General features: G+C 69.2%; 12 protein-coding genes. 5 read left to right on the forward strand and 7 right to left on the reverse strand.

All coding sequences use genetic code 11. The annotated features are described in order from the left end of the window. Window positions 1-210: 210 nt before the first annotated feature. On the forward strand, window positions 211-3,681 hold the full coding sequence (gene carB, locus KF684_11605; GenBank protein MBX3353568.1) for a carbamoyl-phosphate synthase large subunit: 3,471 nt from the start codon (window positions 211-213) through the stop codon (window positions 3,679-3,681). Window positions 3,682-3,690: 9 nt separating this feature from the next. On the opposite strand, the gene KF684_11610 is transcribed toward carB, so the two are convergent. After that, on the reverse strand, window positions 3,691-6,459 hold the full coding sequence (locus KF684_11610) for a hypothetical protein (GenBank protein MBX3353569.1): 2,769 nt from the start codon (window positions 6,457-6,459) through the stop codon (window positions 3,691-3,693). Between the two features lie 138 nt (window positions 6,460-6,597). Between KF684_11610 and KF684_11615 the strand changes: the two genes are divergently transcribed. Beyond that, window positions 6,598-6,981 carry a DUF721 domain-containing protein gene (locus tag KF684_11615; GenBank protein MBX3353570.1) on the forward strand — a complete coding sequence of 128 codons (384 nt, stop codon included), beginning with the start codon at window positions 6,598-6,600 and terminating at the stop codon, window positions 6,979-6,981. A 33-nt stretch (window positions 6,982-7,014) separates the two neighbouring features. On the opposite strand, the gene KF684_11620 is transcribed toward KF684_11615, so the two are convergent. The 4 genes from KF684_11620 to KF684_11635 all read right to left on the reverse strand — a co-directional run bounded on the left by KF684_11620 (window position 7,015) and on the right by KF684_11635 (window position 12,719). Next, entirely contained in the window at window positions 7,015-9,735 is a 2,721-nt protein-coding gene (locus KF684_11620) for a hypothetical protein (protein MBX3353571.1), read from the reverse strand. Window positions 9,736-9,879: 144 nt separating this feature from the next. Then, window positions 9,880-10,470, reverse strand: coding sequence for an HIT domain-containing protein (locus KF684_11625; GenBank protein MBX3353572.1), 591 nt, complete (start codon window positions 10,468-10,470; stop codon window positions 9,880-9,882). Between the two features lie 113 nt (window positions 10,471-10,583). Continuing rightward, on the reverse strand, window positions 10,584-12,266 hold the full coding sequence (locus tag KF684_11630; GenBank protein MBX3353573.1) for a glycine--tRNA ligase: 1,683 nt from the start codon (window positions 12,264-12,266) through the stop codon (window positions 10,584-10,586). 159 nt (window positions 12,267-12,425) lie between these two features. Beyond that, window positions 12,426-12,719 carry a hypothetical protein gene (locus KF684_11635; protein MBX3353574.1) on the reverse strand — a complete coding sequence of 98 codons (294 nt, stop codon included), beginning with the start codon at window positions 12,717-12,719 and terminating at the stop codon, window positions 12,426-12,428. Window positions 12,720-13,118: 399 nt separating this feature from the next. Between KF684_11635 and KF684_11640 the strand changes: the two genes are divergently transcribed. Beyond that, the gene (locus KF684_11640; GenBank protein MBX3353575.1) at window positions 13,119-13,472 is read left to right on the forward strand and encodes a PilZ domain-containing protein; all 354 of its coding nucleotides are present in this window, start codon (window positions 13,119-13,121) and stop codon (window positions 13,470-13,472) included. 148 nt (window positions 13,473-13,620) lie between these two features. Here the strand turns inward: KF684_11640 and radA are convergent, their stop codons facing one another. Then, entirely contained in the window at window positions 13,621-15,108 is a 1,488-nt protein-coding gene (radA, locus tag KF684_11645; GenBank protein ID MBX3353576.1) for a DNA repair protein RadA, read from the reverse strand. 123 nt (window positions 15,109-15,231) lie between these two features. Between radA and KF684_11650 the strand changes: the two genes are divergently transcribed. Then, window positions 15,232-15,906 carry a hypothetical protein gene (locus KF684_11650; GenBank protein MBX3353577.1) on the forward strand — a complete coding sequence of 225 codons (675 nt, stop codon included), beginning with the start codon at window positions 15,232-15,234 and terminating at the stop codon, window positions 15,904-15,906. 188 nt (window positions 15,907-16,094) lie between these two features. Beyond that, entirely contained in the window at window positions 16,095-16,772 is a 678-nt protein-coding gene (locus tag KF684_11655; GenBank protein MBX3353578.1) for a hypothetical protein, read from the forward strand. A 769-nt stretch (window positions 16,773-17,541) separates the two neighbouring features. Here KF684_11655 and KF684_11660 read toward each other — a convergent pair. Beyond that, on the reverse strand, window positions 17,542-18,774 hold the full coding sequence (locus tag KF684_11660) for a PD40 domain-containing protein (protein ID MBX3353579.1): 1,233 nt from the start codon (window positions 18,772-18,774) through the stop codon (window positions 17,542-17,544). Window positions 18,775-18,824: the final 50 nt, after the last annotated feature.

Here is an 18,824-nt window from a genome sequence, read left to right on the forward strand (position 1 = left end):
GGGTGGGAGAACGGGTGATGGGGAGTGTGCCCGCCGCTCGCCTCACCCCCACCCCGCCTATTCTCTGTTCTAAGCCCTCATCTGCCCCGGGCCCGCGGCACTGCCGCCCATCCCACGACGCACGGACGCGGTTTTCTGACGCGCCCGGCGCTTTCCCGCAGCCGCCCCCGGCCCGCCCCCCAGCCCCGCACCCTCGGAGCAACCACGACGATGCCCAAACGCACCGACCTGCGCACCATCCTCATCCTCGGCTCGGGGCCCATCGTCATCGGGCAGGGGTGCGAGTTCGACTACTCGGGCGTCCAGGCGTGCAAGTCCCTCAAGCAGGAGGGCTACCGCGTCGTCCTCGTCAACTCCAACCCCGCGACGATCATGACCGATCCGGCCTTCTCGGATCGCACCTACATCGAGCCCATCACGCCCGAGGCGGTGCGCAAGATCATCGAGAAGGAGCGCGACCTGGGCACGCCCATCGACGCGATCCTCCCCACGCTGGGCGGGCAGACGGCCCTCAATGTCGCGTGCAACCTGTGGGATTCGGGCGCGCTCACCGAGCTGGGCGTCGAGATGATCGGCGCCGACCGGCGCATCATCCATCGCGCCGAAGACCGCGACGAGTTCCGCAAGATCTGCGAGGCGATCGGGCTCAAACTCCCCAAAGCCAAATCCGTCACCACGATGGAGGACGCGGTCGAGTTCCTCGACGAGATCGGCCTCCCGGCGATCATCCGCCCCGCCTTCACGCTGGGCGGCGCCGGAGGCGGCATCGCCTACAACCGCGAGGAGTTCGAGGACATCGTCTCGCGCGGCCTGCGCGCCTCGATGATCGGGCAGGTGCAGATCGACCAGTCCGTCATCGGGTGGAAGGAATACGAGCTCGAGGTCGTCCGCGACCGCCACGACAACTGCATCATCGTCTGCGGCATCGAGAACATCGACGCGATGGGCGTCCACACCGGCGACTCCATCACCGTCGCGCCGATCATGACGCTGACGGACAAGGAATACCAGCGGATGCGCGACGCGGCGTTCGCGATCATGCGCGCCGTGGGCGTCGAGACCGGGGGCAGCAACGTCCAGTTCTGCGTCAACCCCGACGACGGCGAGATGCTCGTCGTCGAGATGAACCCGCGCGTGTCGCGCTCGTCGGCCCTGGCGAGCAAGGCGACGGGCTTCCCGATCGCGAAGATCGCCGCCAAACTGGCGGTGGGCTACACGCTGGACGAATTGCGCAACGATGTGACGGGCACGACGAGCGCGTGCTTCGAGCCGGCGATCGACTACTGCGTGGTGAAGATGCCCCGCTGGACCTTCGAGAAGTTCCCCGAGGCGGACCAGACGCTGACGACGCAGATGAAGTCGGTCGGCGAGGCGATGGCGATCGGGCGCACCTTCAAGGAGGCGCTGCAGAAGGCGATCCGCTCGATGGAGGTCAAGCGCTTCGGCTTCGGGCTCGACCGCAACGACCAGTGGTTCATGACGAAGATCACCGGGGAGCGCGAGCGCGACCGCATCCGCAACTCCGACGGCGAGCCGATGCAGTGGCCCATCGAGGACGAGAAGCTCACGCGCAAGCTGAGCATCCCCTCGCAGGGGCGCCTGTACTATGTCCGCTACGCGCTCAAGATGGGCTGGGGCATCGAGCGCGTCCACGAGCTGACCAACATCGACCCGTGGTTCCTCGACCAGTTCAAGCAGCTGGTGGACTTCGAGGACGAGCTGACGAAACACGAGACGATCGACGCGCTGCCGCGCGAGACGCTGGTCGAGGCCAAGCGTCTCGGGTATTCCGATGCGCAGCTCGCGAACCTGTATTTCGGGAAGATCAGCGCCGAGACGATCCTGAAGGTGCGCGCGCACCGCGAGGGGCAGGGCGTCACGCCGGTCTACAAACTCGTCGACACCTGCGCCGCGGAGTTCGAGGCGGTCACGCCCTACTTCTACTCGACCTACGAGACGGGTCGGAAGCATGTCGACGAGAGCGGGCGCGTGACCGAGATCGCGCCCGAGGACGAGATCCGCCTGACCGATCGCGAGAAGGTGATCATCCTGGGTGGCGGGCCCAACCGCATCGGGCAGGGGATCGAGTTCGACTATTGCTGCGTGCACGCCGCGTTCGCGGCGCGCGAGATGGGCTTCGAGTCGGTGATGATCAACTCGAACCCCGAGACGGTGTCGACGGACTACGACACGAGCGACCTGCTCTTCTTCGAGCCGCTGACGCTGGAGGATGTGCTGAATGTCGTCGAGCGTCTGAACCGCGGCAAGGGCAAGGCCGCGACGGGCAGCGAGGGCCCGGTGAAGGGCGTGATCGTGCAGTTCGGCGGGCAGACGCCCCTGAACCTGGCGCACGGGCTGGTGAAGGCCGGGGCGCCGCTGATCGGGACATCGCTCGATTCGATCGACCTGGCGGAGGACCGCAAGCGGTTCGACGCGCTGCTCGACAAGCTCTCGCTGCAGCGCCCGGCGTCGGGCATCGCGTACGCGCTCGAGGAAGCGGCGGAGATCGCCGGTCGCATCGGCTACCCGGTGCTCGTGCGCCCGTCGTATGTCCTGGGCGGGCGCGGGATGGAGATCTGCTCGGACGAGCGCGCGCTGCGCTCGTACATGACGCGCGCCGTCGATGTGTCGGACCTGTCCGACGCGCCGGTGCTGATCGACAAGTTCCTCGACGGCGCGACGGAGGTCGATGTCGATGTCGTCGCGGACTATGACCCATCGGGCAAGTCGTCGGAAGGCCAGGCGCTGGTCTGCGGCGTGATGGAGCACATCGAGCAGGCGGGCATCCACTCGGGCGACTCCACCTGCGTGGTGCCGCCCTTCGGTCTGCACAAGACGGTTGTGAAGCGGATCCGCGAGATCAGCCGCGCGCTGGCGAAGGAGTTGCGCGTGTGCGGGCTGATGAACGCGCAGATGGCGGTGAAGGACGACGAGGTGTACCTGCTCGAGGTGAACCCGCGCGCGTCGCGCACCGCTCCCTTCGTGAGCAAGGCGAAGGGCGTGTCGTGGCCCTCGATGGCCGCCAAGGCGATGCTGGGGCTGTCGCTGCGCGAGCAGGGCGCGCGAGAACTCCCGGACACGGGGTACTACTCGGTGAAGGAGCCGGTGTTCCCGTTCTCGAAGTTCCCGGGCGTGGATGTGGTGCTCGGTCCCGAGATGCGCTCGACGGGCGAGGTGATGGGCATCGACCGCTCGCTGCCCATCGCGTTCGCGAAGGCGCAGATGGGCGCCGGCGTGCACCTGCCTATCGCGGGCAATGTGTTCCTGTCGGTGCGCGAGGAGGACAAGCCGCTGGTGGTCGAGGTGGCGCGCTCGCTGCGTTCGATGGGCTTCGGCGTCTACACCACCAAGGGCACCGCGGAGTTCCTGCGTTCGCATTCGGTGAAGGTCGAGGCGCTGAAGAAGATCGCGGAGGGCGCGCGGCCCAACGTGCTCGACCTGCTGAAGAGCGGGGAGATCCAGCTGGTCATCAACACGCCCACGCGCACCGGGTGGAACACCGACGAGGGCAAGATCCGCGCGACGGCGACGCGGATGGGCGTGCCGATGATCACGACCGCCAGCGGCGCGCGTGCCGCGGTCCGGGCGATCGAGGCGCTGCGCGCCGGCGACTGGCAGGTCGCGGCGTTGCAGGATTACGCGAACGAAGCGCCCACGGAGGCCTTCGCCGGGGCGCGGTGATGGACCCGCTCAGATCGACGAGCCGTACGCGCTCAGCACCGCGTTCAGGTCCGCGAAGTCGACCGCCCCGTCGCAGTTCGCGTCGCCGAGCAGATCATCTCCGAGACGGCCGAAATCGCTGAGGACCGCGTTGAGGTCGGCGAAGTCCACGGCTCCGTCGGCGTTGACATCGGGCGAGCAGCCGGGCCTGCGCGCCGGGATCCAGCCGGTGGTGGAGAGGACTCCCTCTCTGGTCGTCGCGTCGTCGGTGCGTCCTTCGGCGATCGCGACGGCGCAGTGCACGGTTGGAAAGACGATCGAGCCGTCGAACCACGCGAGGCGGAGCTCGTCGGGAACGAGCGTCGTGAACGCCGATCCCTTCTCGATGCGGAGCGTGGTGAGGAGCCCGCCCGCGAGCGAGAAGGAGAGTTCGACAGATCCCCCGTGCCGGTCGTACGCGAGGCCGAGCAGGACCTGCTCGTCGCGCGACCACCGCGCGATCGTCGACAACGGCGCCGCGACGGTCGCCCCGTCTTCCACGACGGTCAGGCGAAGCGAGGCCTCGCTGCACACCAGCGCCTCGACGAGGATGTAGTTGTCGGCGTCGAGGTACGCCGCGAGCGCCGGGTACGCGAGGCGAGGTCGCCATCGGACATCGACCCCGTAGGGCTGCGTGCGGAACGCGTGGTACACGGTCATGCCGTCGGCGGCGTCGAAGCCCCGCACGCTCAGGGTCTCCGGCGCTGCGTGTGTGTCCTGGCCGTCGATCGGGAAGGGCGGCGGCAGCGCGGAGTCGCTGATCGAATCCACGCTCACGAGCACATCCACGGGCGTGTAATTCGCGGTCTGCATGCGCAGGTTCAGGGGCCCGGCCTCTGCTTTGACGCCCTGCAGGTCGATGGGGAACCACTGCTTGTTCGCGAAGTATGTCGCGCCGCCCCCGGTGGTCGGCGTCAGGCCTCCTGCGCCGCCGGGCGCGATGTCCGCGAAGGTGAGGAAGTTCCCCCCGTCGGCGAGGTTGTAGACCCACACGCGGCCCGACACCGGGCCCGGCGACAACGCCAGCGTGGCGTTGCCGGTGAACAGCAGCGCCCCGAGACCCGCAGGGCGCTGCGCGCGGAAGACGCGTCCGAACGCCGGCAGCGGCGCGACGCCCAGCGCGTCGAGCGAGTCGGTCTCGTCGGTGATGGTCACGCCGGCGCGTGGAGTCGGGGTGTAGTCGTCGAGCGTCCGACGCGTCGCGCCGTTGCTCAGCACCAGCCCTTCGAAGGTGCGCACCGCGGGGATACGGCGTCGTGTCAGCCCGTTGTTCGCCGGCGCGCCGAGGGCTGAGGCGACGAAGACGTGGCGGTCGCTCGCTCCGACCGAGGCGCCGTACAGCGTCGAGCCGTTGGCGGCGGACATGATCTCGGCCCAGTTCCGACCGTCGGGGGAGTGGACGACGCGCGCGTAGGTTGCTGGCGATGCGCCCTCGCCCTCACACGCCGCCTTGGGTCTCGTCGTCGCGAACCACCCCGTGGTCGTTGGCGCGTGCGGGTGGGGGTTCACGATGGTGAAGCACTCCTGGCCTGTGCCGTCGCTTTTGGCGGGTTTGTACGCGACCCTCGGGCTGCCCTTGGCGGCGCGCGCGTCGACGAGATAGATGGCGTCGGCCTGGGTGTCGCTGCCGATCAGCAGCGTTCCCTCATCGGGTCCGACGCACATCCCCACGCCCTGCAGGCCCTCGGTCGCCCCGGCGTTGGGATCGCCGAGCGATCCGTGCCAGGCGTCGTCCCAGGACCAGTTCGCCTGGTTGCGCCAGTCCGCCCTTGCGGCGAGCGATCCCTTGATGATGGCGTTGTCGTCGATGGTGTCGCCGACGGGAACGAGGACGATCATGCCGCCTTCGCCGTCGGACACGAGGCCCATGCTGTGCGCGTGGAATGCGCCGCCGAGAAACCCCTCGCGATCGTGCTGTCGGATTTTGGCGACCTCGATCGACCAGTCGTGGTCGGGGCTCTCACGCGCGGCGCGGACGAGGAAGCCAGACCAGCCCGCCGGCGTGCCGCCGCTGGCGCGGTAGTCCACCGCAGGGATCCAGACCTCGTTGGGCGTCTCGTCGGAGCGCGAGAGGGTGTACCACTGGCGCATGGCCCACTCGCGCACTCGTTTCAGGCCGTACTGCGGCTCGTTCGGGTAATCGCGCAGGACGGACCATGTTGCGCCCGAATCGACCGACACGACGAACGAGACGCCAGCGCTGACGTAGGCCATTTCCCCGGGATTCGCCGGGTCGTCGGCGTACACGCTGTACTGACACAACGCGACGAGCAGCCCCGGAGCGGCGCTGAAGGCATTCGGGAATCGCCTGACCGTCCCGGGGGTGTCTGTGGGTCCGCTCTGGAATGGCTCGTCGGTCTGGGCCGCGATCACCGTGCCGGTGAGCTCGCCGGAAGCGGGGTCGATGGCGCTGACCTCGACGCGGTTCAGCGCGCCGTTGTAGGCGCAGAGGACCCAGCCCGAGGAGTCGGCGGCGGGGCCGACCGCGAGACGCGAGTAGTTGCCCAGGGGAGCGACCGTCGCGAACGACGCGACGGCGCCGGCGATCGCGCCCCGGTCGGTAAAGCGGGGGTCGTCCGATGCCACAGGGAGGCCCGCGTCGTCGAGCGTGGCGAGCGGGCGCGAGAAGCGCGCCGTGAGGCCGCGATCCGCCTGGATCACGCCGTCGAAGAGGACGGCGCGCAGTGGCTGGGCCGTCGCCGGCGGAATCGTCGGGGCGCAGACGGCGCTGATCAACGCGATGACGATGCGGCTCGGCATGTTCCCTCGAGCAAAGGCGGTCGGATCTCCTGCCCTGGACCAGACTACCACGGGATCGCGGGTTTCCTCGAGAATCTTTGCTGAACTCTCCGGGCTTTACCGCGCCCGCGCCGGGGCGGGGGCCTGTAGGATCTCAGCGTGCCCGACCGCTCATCCCACCCCGACCTCGAGGCCCGCGCCGCCGACGCGTCGCTGGGGAAGCTGCGCACGCTGCGCGTCTACGCGCAGCGCGACCTGTCGCTGGCGTCGCTGGCGGATACGGCGCGCCGGTACCAGCGAGACTCGAAGCGTCTCGCCGGCGCGTGTGCCGCGTGGGAGGCGGCGTGCCCGCCCGACCTGCTGTCGCGCACCTCGATCGTCGCGCTGGCGAGGGGCGTGCTGACGGTGGGCGTCGACGGCGCGTCGACGCGGTACGCGCTCGACCGCGCGTTGCGCGACGGCGGGCTTGACGCGCTGCGCAGGGCGTCGTCGGCGGCGATCTCGAAGGTGAAGATGGTGGAGAGCCCATCGCTCAGGGCGTGAGGCCCTCGGCGCGCGTGCGCGTCGTCCGGGCTGTCACGGTGCGCTGCCGAACGCGCTCAGGATCACGTTGAGATCGGCGAAGTTCACCGCGCCGTCGCAGTTCACATCGCCGGGCAGACCCTCTCCGGCACGCCCGAAGTCGGTGAGGACCGCGTTCAGGTCGGCGAAGTTGATGACGCCGTCGCCGTTGGTGTCGATGCTGCAGGCGGTCTGCGCGGCGGGGATCCAGTCGACGCCGGAGAGCGTCGCTTCGCGCTGGCTTTGTGGGTGCGCGACGCCGTCGAGCACGCGGAGCGCGCACTGGACGCTGGGGAAGGTGGGCATGCCCTCGAACCACGCGAGGCGCAGCTCCTGTGGGAGGAGCGTGGTGAATGGGGCGCCCTTGCTGACCCCCATCGTGGTGAGAGTCGAGCCGGCGTGCGAGAAGGTGATCTCCACGGCGCCTGCGTCGCGGTCGAACGCGAGCGCGAGCAGCGTCTGCTCGTCGCGCGCCCACCGGGCGGTGTGCTCGGCGGGCGAGCCGATCTGTTTGCCTCCCTCGACCACGGTCATGCGCAGGACGGGAGTGTGGGAGATCTCGGCTTCGACGAGGATGTAGTTGTCCCTGTCGGCGTAGGCGCTGAGCAGAGGGAACCGCACGGGCATATGCCAGCGGGTGTCGACGCCGTGGCTTTGCGAGCGGAAGGCGTGGTAGACGGTGACGGCGTGGCTCGCGTCGAAGCGCGAGGCGGTGAGGGTTTCGGGCGCGCCGACGGCCCCGTGCCCGGCGAGGGCGTAGCCGGGCGGCGAGTGGCTGGTGGAGAGCGAGTCCACGCAGATGAGCATGTCGAGGGGCGACTGGGTGGCGGTCTGGACGCGCAGACTGACCGGCCCGGGCGCGCTTCGCACGCCCATGAGGTCGACGGCGTGCCACTGGCCCGCGGAGAGGTAGGTCGCGCCGCCCCCGAGCGTGGGGTTGAGTGCGCCGGCGCCGCCCTCGCCGGTGTCGGCGAAGCCGACGAAATTACCCGTCGGCGCGAGGTTGTACATCCAGACCCGCCCCGAGACCGGCCCGGGTGGCAGGTCTGACGACGCCAGCCCGTAGAGGATCACGGTGCCTGCGCCGGCGGGGCGCTCTGCGCGGAACACCTTGCCGTAGGAGGGCTGCTTCGGGACACCGAGGGAGGCGAGGTCGTGGGTGACTTCGGTGAGCGTGACGCCCGTGCCGCGAAAGGGCCAATACCAATCGAGGATTCGCTGCTCGCCGCCGTCGTTGAGAAGAAGGCCGCGCATGGTTCGGGCCCGGGGTGTGGCGCGCGAGCTGACGCCCATGTTGCCCGGGGCGCCCATGTGCGAGGCGACATAGAGGTTGTTCTGGCTGGCCGCGACGGTCGTCGCGTGGAGCGCCGAACCGGCGGCGGCGGACATCACCTCGGTCCATGCGCGCGCATCGGGAGAGAAGACCACGCGTGAATACGCGCCGGCCGCGCCCCCCTCGCCCCCGACGCCCAGCTTGGGACGCGTCGCGGCGAACCACCCGACGGTCTGGGGCGCGTGGGGGTGCGGGTTGACGATGCTGAAGCATTCCTGCCCGGTCGCGTCGCTCATCTGGGGCTTGTAGACGACTTTCGGCTCACCCTTGGGGGCGCGCGCATCGACGAGGTAGATCGCGTCGGCCTGCGTGTCCGAGCCGATGAGCAGCGTGCCTTCCTCGGGACCGACGCTCATGCCCACGCCCTGGAGGCCCTCGGTCGCGCCGGCGTTGGGGTCGCCCAGGGCGCCGTGCCACGCGTCGTCCCACGACCACGCGTCGGGATCTGCCCAGTTGGCGCCCGGGGGCAGCGAACCCTTGATGATCGCGTTGTCGTCGATGGTGTCTCCCACCGGCACGAGCACGATCATCCCGCCCTCGCCGTCGCTGACGAGCCCCATGCTGTGCGCGTGGAACGCGCCGCCCGTGAAGCCCACGCGGTCGTGCTGGCGGATCTTCGCGACGGCGACCTCCCATCGCTCGCCGGGGTTCGCGCGCGTCGCGCGCAGCAGGAAGCCCGACCAGCCCGACGCCGGGCCGGACGCCCATCGGTAGTCCACGGCGGGGATCCAGATCTCGTTCGGCACGCCTTCCGATCGCTCCAGCGTGTACCACTGGCGCATCGACCATTCCTTCACGCGCGACACGCCGGGCTGTGGCTCGTCTTCGAACTCGGCGAGCACGGTCCACGACGCGCCCCGGTCCGTCGAGCCGACGAACGACACGCCCTTCACGACCCCGGAGATCTCGGTCTGGCACAGCAGCACGATCAGCCCGGGCGCGACGCTCACGGCGCTTGGGCGTCGGGTCCGCACGCCGTGCGTGAACGGGTACAACGCCTGTCGGGTGTTGATCGTCCCGGTCAGCGCCCCGGTGTTCTCGTCGATGATGCTGACCTCCACGCGTGCGGCGGTGGTGCTGTACGCGCAGAGGATCCAGCCGGAGTAATCGGCGCTGGGACCCACCGCCAGGCGAGATCGGTTCTGGGCGGTGTGAATCGTGGTGAACGCGGCGGCGGCGCCGGCGATCGCGACGCCGGCGCCGAAGCGCGCCTCGTGGGGCGCCAGCTCGAGCCCGGCGTCGTCGCGCGTCGCGATCGGTCGCGTGAACTCGACATGCAGCCCGCCCGAGGTGTGGACCTCGGCGTCGAACAGCGCGGAGCGTCCGCCCTGAGCGTGCGTCGAAGGCGCAACGACACCCAGCGCACAGCACGCGACCAATGCGGAGAATGCGGGGCTTGGCATCGGTGGCTTCCCACGCCGGCGATGGAGCCGGACTGACCAGGCCAGTATCCGGCGGCGTGTCGCGGGACGCAAGCAAATGTTGGCGAAGAGCCGCGCGAAGCGGGGCAAGCTGGCAGAAACAGCGAAGAAACGACCCGCCAGCCGTCAGCGAACGCCCGAGCCGGCGCGGATCGTGGCCCAGACCGCCCGGTACCGCTCCGCCGTCGCGTCGACCGACACGGGGATCACGCGCGCGTTCGCCACCGTCGTCATGAAGTTCACATCGCCTTGCCAGCGCGGGACGAGGTGCGCGTGCAGGTGCTGGGGCACGCCGGCGCCGGCGGCGCGCCCCTCGTTGACGCCGTAGTTGATCCCCTGGGGCTGCAGCGCGCGCTCCATCAGCAGCGAGGCGCGCTCGACCAGATCCCACAGCGACGCGCGCTGCGCGGGCGAGTAGTCCAGCAGACGCGCGCGCGCCTCGCCCAGCGCCACCAGCAGGTGGCCCCCGGCGTAGGGGTAGAGGTTGAGCAGGATCATGCCCCCGGTCCCCTCGCGATCGTCGAGCGCGCCGCTCGCGTTGGGCACGCGCGCGATGACGTGGTTCTGCTCGTCCTGCTCGGGGCTCATCCAGTAGTCGCGCAGGAACGACCCGCTCGCGGAACGCGCCGGCGACGCGCCCTCCGCGCCCTCGTCAGACATGGAACGCAGGTACGCGTCGCGCCACGGCGCCTCGAGGTTTCGCGGCTGGTTGCTCATGGGGGAGTGTATGGGGAGGGAGTGGGGAGCAGGCAGCAGGCAGCAGGGCGGAGGGGATCGGGCAAGAGGCAGCGGGCCTTCCCGCTCCCTGCTGCCCATTCCCTGCTGCCTTCTTACGCCAACCTGTCGAGCAGGAACGACGAGACCTGATCGAGGCCGACGCGTGACTGCTCGAGCGTGTCGCGGTCGCGCACCGTGACGGTCTGGTCGGTCATCGTGTCGCCGTCGATGGTGAAGCAGAAGGGGCAGCCGGCCTCGTCCATGCGCGCGTAGCGCTTGCCGATGGACTGCTTGGGGTCGTAATCCACGCTGCCGAACTTGCGCCGCAGTTCCGCGTGCAGTTTCTCGCCGACCTCGGGCATGCCGTCCTTGTTCACGAGGGGGAACACCGCGGCCTTGATCGGCGCGACGCGCGGGTGGAACTTCATGACGACGCCGGAGGGGCGCAAGGGGTCGGGCGTGTACGCCTCGCAGATCAGGGCGAGCGTGCCGCGGTCGGCGCCGGCGCTGGGCTCGACGACATGGGGCATGTAGCGCTCGTTCTTCTCCTGGTCGAAGTACTCGAGCTTCGCGCCGCTGTGTTTCGCGTGCTGGGTGAGGTCGAAGTTGGAGCGGTCGGCGATGCCCTCGAGCTCGCCGTAGCCGGGGTTGGTGAAGGGGAAGCGGTACTCGATGTCGGCGGTGCCTGCGCCGGTCTTGGCGTAGTGGGCGAGTTCGTCGCGGTCGTGCTCGCGCATCTGGAGGTTCTCGGAGGACAGCCCCAGCGCGCGCCACCAGTTGAAACGCCACTCGCGCCAGAACTGGTACCACACGCCCGTCTGGTCGGGCGGGCAGAAGAACTCGATCTCCATCTGCTCGAACTCGCGCGAGCGGAAGGTGAAGTTGCGCGGCGTGACCTCGTTGCGGAACGCCTTGCCGATCTGCGCGATGCCGAAGGGGACCTTCACGCGCGTCGAGTCGAGGACATTCTTGTAGTTGATGAAGATGCCCTGCGCGGTCTCGGGGCGGAGGTAGGCCTTGTCTTCCTCGGTGGCGGTGGCGCCGATATAGGTCTGGAACATGAGGTTGAAGGCGCGGGGAGGAGTGAGATGCCCGGCTTTGTTAGTGAATGGCGACGGCACGAATTGCGTGTACTCATACTTCAGCGCTTCAGTGACCGGCGAAACCGAGAAGTGTTTCACGCCCTGTTTGAACTGTGCGGTGAAATAGTTTGGATCGTCTCTGTCCAGCATCGCGACAAAGCCGATGCGCTTCTGCGTCGCTTTGTCGGCCACGAGGACTTGAATCGCCTCTTCGGGGGAGGATGCGATGATAGTGAAATTCGGCACGGCTTGATGATCACTGACCATGCGACCTGGTTGGCCTGAGGGCAGCGTGCCCTCCCGTGGTGCCGATACATCGATCTTGCCGAACTCGCCTTGAATAAAGAGGCCCATCAGGTGATCCGCCCTGAACCGCTGCTTCGTCTCCTTGTCGTCCATGCGTGGGTCGTTGAAGCCGTCGACATGGCCGCTCGCCTTCCAGACATTCGGATGCTGGATGATGCACGAGTCGAGCCCGACCATGCTGACGGGCTTGCCGTCGGGGCCGTCGGGGGGGGTGAGGACGACATCCTGCCACCAGGCGTCCTTGAGGTTCTTCTTGAGCTGGGCGCCGAGGGGGCCGTAATCCCAGAAGCCGTTGATGCCGCCGTAGATCTCGGATGCCTGGAAGATGAAGCCCCGGCGCTTGCACAGGGAGACGATGTCGTCCATCGACTTTTTGGCGTTGGGCAGGGTGTTGGCGGCGTCGGTCATGGGTTGGTCTCGGCGATCGCGTGAGGAAAAGAAGACCCTCCCCCTGCCCGCTCCCGCGAGCGGGAGGGGTTGAACGAAGGAGACCCCGAGCGCCCCTCTCCTGCGAGGGGGAGCGGCGATGGGGGCACGATGCTAGTCAGCGGTCCCGGGCGGGTCGGCTCAGAGGTCGAGGGTGAAGGTCAGGGCCCGGTCTGGGGTCCTGGCGTCGGTGAGCAGGGGGGCCCGGTCGGCGTCGCGCGGCGCGAGGAGCGCGTCGAGATCGATGCAGAGCAGCGCGAGCATGGAGCGTCCGTCTGCGAGCGCGTCGTGGTGCGGGGCGTCGATCGCCGTGGGGAGCGTGATGAAGAGTGTCTCGGCGCGCTGGGGGATGAAGCCGCGCAGGTCCGGGCGCCCGGCGGGCGCGGCGCAGACAGTGACCGAGATAATCGCCGAAAGAACGCAGGCGGTGCGCAAGGGGGACTCTCCTCTGACCCATCCGAGTGTGCGCCGGGCGGATGCCCGGTGGGGGGGAGTTATCGGCAGGCGAGGGCGTCGATATCAAGCGAGACGGCGCGAATTCTGCGTGAAAGCGCGGGCGGGGCGGGGCGAGATCGCGCAGCGCACTGGGGCGCCACGGCTTGCGCGCCGGGGCGCTGGTCGTCGGTGAGGATGACGGATTCTCACACTTTGCTCGCGCGAGTCGTCAAGGTCGACCCCGGCAGCGCCGATAGATCGCCCGGAACGACACGCCGAGGCCGCGGGCACGGACGCCCCGCCCGGCTGGTCCACGCGACGGAGTGAAGTCGCGTGCGTCCGGCGGGTGATCGAGGGCGCGTAGCCGCCCCGGCGCGGACAGGACAAGGAGTCGTAGCCGTGGCGAATCTCCCCCGCCTGCACATGATGGACGAGCACGACACGGAGCGCGATGCGCTCGCGCCGCTGAAGTTCGAGCGGCGAGCCGGAGATCGGGCCCCTGCCGGGGGGTCTATGCAAGCGGTGATCGCGAGCGGGGTGGACATGCCCGTCCTCCTGCGCCTGCAGCTCATCGACGCGAGCGCGACTGGCCTGGGCGCCGTCGTGCCTTCCCCCATCGACATCGGCTCGCGACTCTCCATCCGCGTGGACCCGGTCCACGGCGCCTGGAAGACCGGCTCGGTCGTCCGCTGCGTCCCCTGCGAGGGCGGCTATCGCCTGGGCGTGCTGTACAGCCAGCGGAAAGCTGCCTGAGTCGGGAGGGAGCAGGGAAGAGGGAACAGGGAGCAGGGGAGGACCTTCGCCGCACCCGACGACGATGTCGCACGCGCTTCGCGTCACATACTCCGCTTCCTCCTCATCCGGCCTGCTCCCCACTCCCCACTCCCTGCTGCCTTCTACCTCACAGCAACTGCTTGATCGCCTCCGTGATCGTGCGGACCTGCACGATCTCGATGCCCGCGCGTACGAGTGGCTTCGTGGGTGATCCCTGCGGCACGACGATCGTCGTGTAGCCCAGGCGCGCCGCTTCGCGCACGCGCTGTTCCAGGCGCGACACGAGGCGGATCTCGCCGCCCAGACCGACTTCGCCCACCACCGCCGTCGCCGGCGCGACGGTGCGCTTGAGGTGCGAACCCGCGACGGCCAGCGCCAGCGCGAGGTCGGCGGCGGGCTCGACGACCTTCACGCCTCCCACGGCGGACGAGAACACATCGCGGTCCGCGAGGCGCAGCCCGGCGTGCTGCTCCAGCACGGCGATCAGCATCGCGAGCCGGCTCGAATCGACGCCCGACGCCTTGCGCTTGGCGGCGCCCAGGAACCCGGTCGCGGTGAGCGCCTGCATCTCGACGAGCAGGCAGCGCGTGCCGCTGATCGTGGGGCAGACCACCGAGCCTGGCATGGGCTTGTCGGAACTGGCGGCGACGCCCGCGCCGTCGGCGATCTCGCGCAGTCCGGCGTCGCCCATCTCGAAGAGGCCGATCTCGAGCGTCGTGCCGAAGCGGTTCTTTACGCCTCGCAGCACGCGGTGCGCGTGGTGGCGGTCGCCCTCGAAATAGAGCACGGCGTCGACGAGGTGCTCGAGCAGGCGGGGCCCCGCGAGCGCGCCCTCTTTGGTGACATGCCCGACGAGGATCACCGTCATCCCGCTGAGTTTCGCGAGGTAGACGAGTTCCGTGCAGCAGCGACGCAACTGCGCGATGGAGCCGGGCGACGCGTCGAGGTCGGCCTTGTAGATCATCTGCACCGAATCGATGACCAGCACGGCGGGGCGCGCCTTGCGCGCCTGCTCGACGATGCGCGCGAGGTTGGTGTCGGCGAGGAGCCAGAGTTCCTCGCGCACGCGTCTGGTGGCGCTCGCGTTGGGTTTCTCGTCGCGCGACGCGTCGAAGCGCAGGCGCTCGGCGCGCAGTTTCACCTGTTCGGCGGATTCCTCGGAGGTGACATAGAGCGTGCGCACCGAGCGCGACGCGAGCGACGCCGCGGCCTGGAGCAGCAGCGTGCTCTTGCCGATGCCCGGGTCGCCCCCGATGAGGATTGCGGACCCGGGGACGAGCCCGCCCCCCAGCACGCGATCGAACTCGGCGATGGTGGTGGGGATGCGACGGCGCCCGATCGCGTCGTCGCTGGCGTCGCTGATCTGCCCGATGGGCGCCGCGGCGGGCGATTCTAAAGACGCGATGCCGCCCGACAGACCGACGCCCTCGCCCGCGCTTTCCGGATCGAACGCGAACGACGCGGCGAGGCCCTTCTGGGGGTCGAGCGCGGCGGACGGCGCGGCGCGATGCTCTTCGAGCGAATCCCAGGCGCCGCAGTCCGGGCACTTGCCCATCCACTTGAGTTGCACGGCGCCGCAGGAGCGGCAGAGGAAGGTTGTTCGGGTCTTCGCCACGCGAGGAGGATACCGGCGCGCGAGAAAAAAGGTGTTCGCAGTGACACCCCCTGTGCGCGAATCTCGCTCCGGGTTGTGCACAGGGAGCGAGTGCTCGCTCCCCCACACACAGAGGAGACAGACATGAAGATCACCATGATGCTCGCGGCGGCCGGGGTCGCCCTTTCGATGCACGCGACGGCGTTCGCGGCACCCTCCCCGAACGCGTACATCGACGCCCAGGGCGACGAGCTCCGCCCCTACGACGGGAAGGGCTTCGCGCACGACCTCGCGTACATCAACGCGTTTTTCGACCTGAGCCGCGAGCGGTTCATCATCGAGGCCGGGTTCCACAACCCGATCAAGCCCTCGTGGGGCGCGCCGGAAAGCGTGAGCGATGACGCGGCCCTCGTCGGATTCATCGGCTTCGACCTCGACAACGACCCGACCACCGGCTCTCGCCCCATCCAGAACGACTTCGGGGACATGTTCCCTCGTCTCGGCCTCGGGCTCGACCTCGAGCTCGCGCTGACGCGCTACAACCCGCAGGGGTATCTCCGCGGCGTGCTGTTCGAAGAAGAGATCGAGGCGCGCACGAAGTTCTATGCCGACCGCTTCGTTGCCTCGATCGATCTCGCGCTGTTCCGTGACCGGGACATCCCCTTCGGTGAGTACGGCTTCGCGGCCATCTTCGGCACGGAGTTCCAGCCCACCGACGCCACCGACTCGATCGGCACGACCTATGTCGTCCCGACCCCGGCGACCGGCGCGCTGGCGGCGCTGGGCGGCGTGGCGGCGATGATCCGGCGTCGCCGGTAATCGCGTGAACGGACAGTCCGTGAACTCGGGCGGGCCCTCCGGCGACGGGGGGCCTGTTTCGTCGACGGGGTGCAATACGGGCCCGGGCGGGTCGTTCTCCCGGGCGAGAGCAAGCCGGAGAGAGAAGCGACGGATCGGCCGTCGCCCTGCACGACACGGACGGAGACCCAGACACCATGAAGAATCCCATGAACACCACTCGGACCCTGCTGCTCGGCCTGATCGCGTCTGGCGCGATCGTGGGGGCGGCGTTCGCCGACGGCCCCCAGGGCCACAAGGCCCATCGAGGCCCGGGCCCGCACGGCGCCGGCATGATGATGCAGCCCGACGAGGCGACCATCGAGGTCGCGAAGGCGACGGCAGAGCAGATGCGCGCGGTGCGCGAGGGCGCGTTCGAGAGCGTGCGCGCCGCCGCGACGCAAGGCGTCGACACCGTAAAGGCCCTCGGCGAGAAGGGCGTGCCGACCGAAGCGATCACGCTCGCGGCCCAGCAGGCGCGCGATTCGATCCTCACCGCGATCATCGACGCCGACGCCCAGATCGGCGCGATCGCGTCGAGCAAGGTCGCGGAGCTTCGCGCCCAGGGCGCGTCGGCCCAGCAGATCATGGCGGTCCTGCGCGTGCGCGACCGCTCGCTCCAGGCGCTGCACCAAGGCGCGATGCGCGGCCAGCACGCCGTGGGCCGGGCTGTGCGCATCGCGACGGGCGAGGTCGACGCGCCTGAGCGTCCCGAGCGCCCCGGGCAGCGCCCCGAGGGGCGACGCCCGGCGATGGACGGCGCCGAGGGCCAGCGCCCCGGCCCCGGCCCCGGCCCCGGCCCCCGGAACGGTCGCGGCCAGGGCGGGCGCGGGCCCATTCAGGACTGACGCCGCCGAACGACAGATGAAACAAGGACGACTCCACGATCGCCGCCCCGGCCAAGGCCTTGCCGGGGCGGCGTTCTTTTCGGGGCGCACCCCGGGATCTTGCCCACAATGAGGGGTGTTTCGGGGCGGGTCGCACTCGGCGACACCGCCCAGTTTCACACGGGTTGTCCAGATTGCCCCCTCGGGGGTGCAACCTTCTTCACGAACCGTTGTTTTTGTCTTGCAAGAACTTGCGGTCCGTGTAGACTGCATGCAGGTCGTCCCCGGCGAATGCACAGGCGCCAGCGACCAAGAGTCAGGACCGGACACCACACGACGCGTTGTTTGCCGCTGCCCTCTGTGGACGCGGGTTCAACTCGCCCGTGGGGTGCGAGGCCGCTGCCCCGTGAACGCGACCGATCGCGCGCACGCCCGAACTCACTCCTTCGAACTTCTGTGCACCGTCTCGCGCGGCCTCCAGCCGGGCGGGGCCTTCTGCGTCTGCGCCACTGGGGCGTTGGACGCCTGCCGCGCGACAACGGAATGTCGGCGCGCGGGAGGCATGAGAGGGAGCATGGTCGCACCCCCGACCACGGCATTGAGCCGGTGCAGACGCACTTCGCCGCTCGGCAGCCCACCGCGCCGAGCGGTCTTTCTTTTGGGAAGGCATTGGGGAGCAGGGAACAGGCAGCAGGGGGAGAGGGTGAAAAGCAGTTGGCTCAAACGCCGCACGCACCCCAGGGCACGCTCTGCGGGTCCGCTCTCTGATCTGCTCCCTACTCCCTATTCCCTATTCCCTTCTCCTCGCACACCACACCTGGCTGCCCGGGTTCGCGTCCGGGGCGTCGGTGTCGGACAGGCGCTGGCTCGTCCACATCATCCAGCGGCCGTCCTCGCTGAAGACGGGCAGCCCGTCGAAACCGGCGGTGTGGGTGATCCGCTTCCGAGCCAGCTCCGACGCCGGCAGGGCCTGGTCGCCTGTGTTCGACTCGATCAGGAACACCTCGTAGTTCGTGTGCCCGACCTCGCTGGTCGAATAGGCGACCCACTTCCCGTCCTTCGACCAGTAGGGCGCCCAGTTCACATGCTCGTTGGCCGTGACCTCGCGCTCCCACTCGATGCCGGTCGGCACGCCGTTCTCGAAGGCGAGTTTCGCGACGAAGACCTGCAGCAGGTCGTTGCCCACGCGGTCGCTGCGATAGGTGATGAACTCCCCGTCGCGCGAGAAGAACGGCCCGCCGTCGTATCCGGGCGCCGTCACCAGCGCGTGGTGGGCGCCGGTCTCCGTGTCGTGCACGAAGATGTCGCCCTCCTTCGTGCCCGGCTTCACATTGACATACAGCACGAAGCGCCCGTCGCTCGACCACGAGCACTCCGCGTCGTAGCCCTCGCGCGCGAAGAGCGTGCGCTGCGTCATCGGGCGCGGATTGATCATCGGCGAGAAGCACGAGTCCTTGATCGCGATGCCCCGCTCGATCGGCGGCGCGCCGGGCAGTCGCACCTCGACGATCTCCATCTCTTCGGGGAACTGCCACACATAATCGCGGCTGGACCGCTGGTACCCGCTGGCGGCCTGTTTGGCCGGCTCGACGATCGTGCTGCCGAAGAGCACCGACCACGTGTCCCTGGGGTGGAACCAGCCGCAGGTGTTGGCGCTGTGGTCGGGCGAGACGCGGACGATGTCCCTGAGCCCGCTGGGCAGCCCGCGCTCGTCGCGGGTGATGGTGGCGACATACATGGAGTAGTGCTCGGCGCTGGCGCCGCTGTCCCAGTCGCCGCGCGGGACCGCCTGGAAGATGATGCGTTTCATGTCCTTGTCGAAGTAGGCCTCGCCGGCGCGCGCGAACATCGCGGGGTCGGTGAGGCGGACATGGTCGCCCAGCGTCTCGCGCTCGGCCTCGCGCCAGACGCTGGGCGCGTCGAGCGCCGGGCGGGCGCGCTGCTCGGGCCCGTGGGCGAACACGGCGCAGGCGAGCGCGCCGGGGAGGATGGCGATGAGCGTGCCGCTGCGAAGGCGGGGCATGTCGGGCTCCTGGGGGGCGTGGAGAGAGGCGACACTTTACTCCCTCGCCA

It is taken from the genome of Phycisphaeraceae bacterium (assembly GCA_019636675.1).
Lineage (GTDB): Bacteria > Planctomycetota > Phycisphaerae > Phycisphaerales > UBA1924 > JAHBXC01.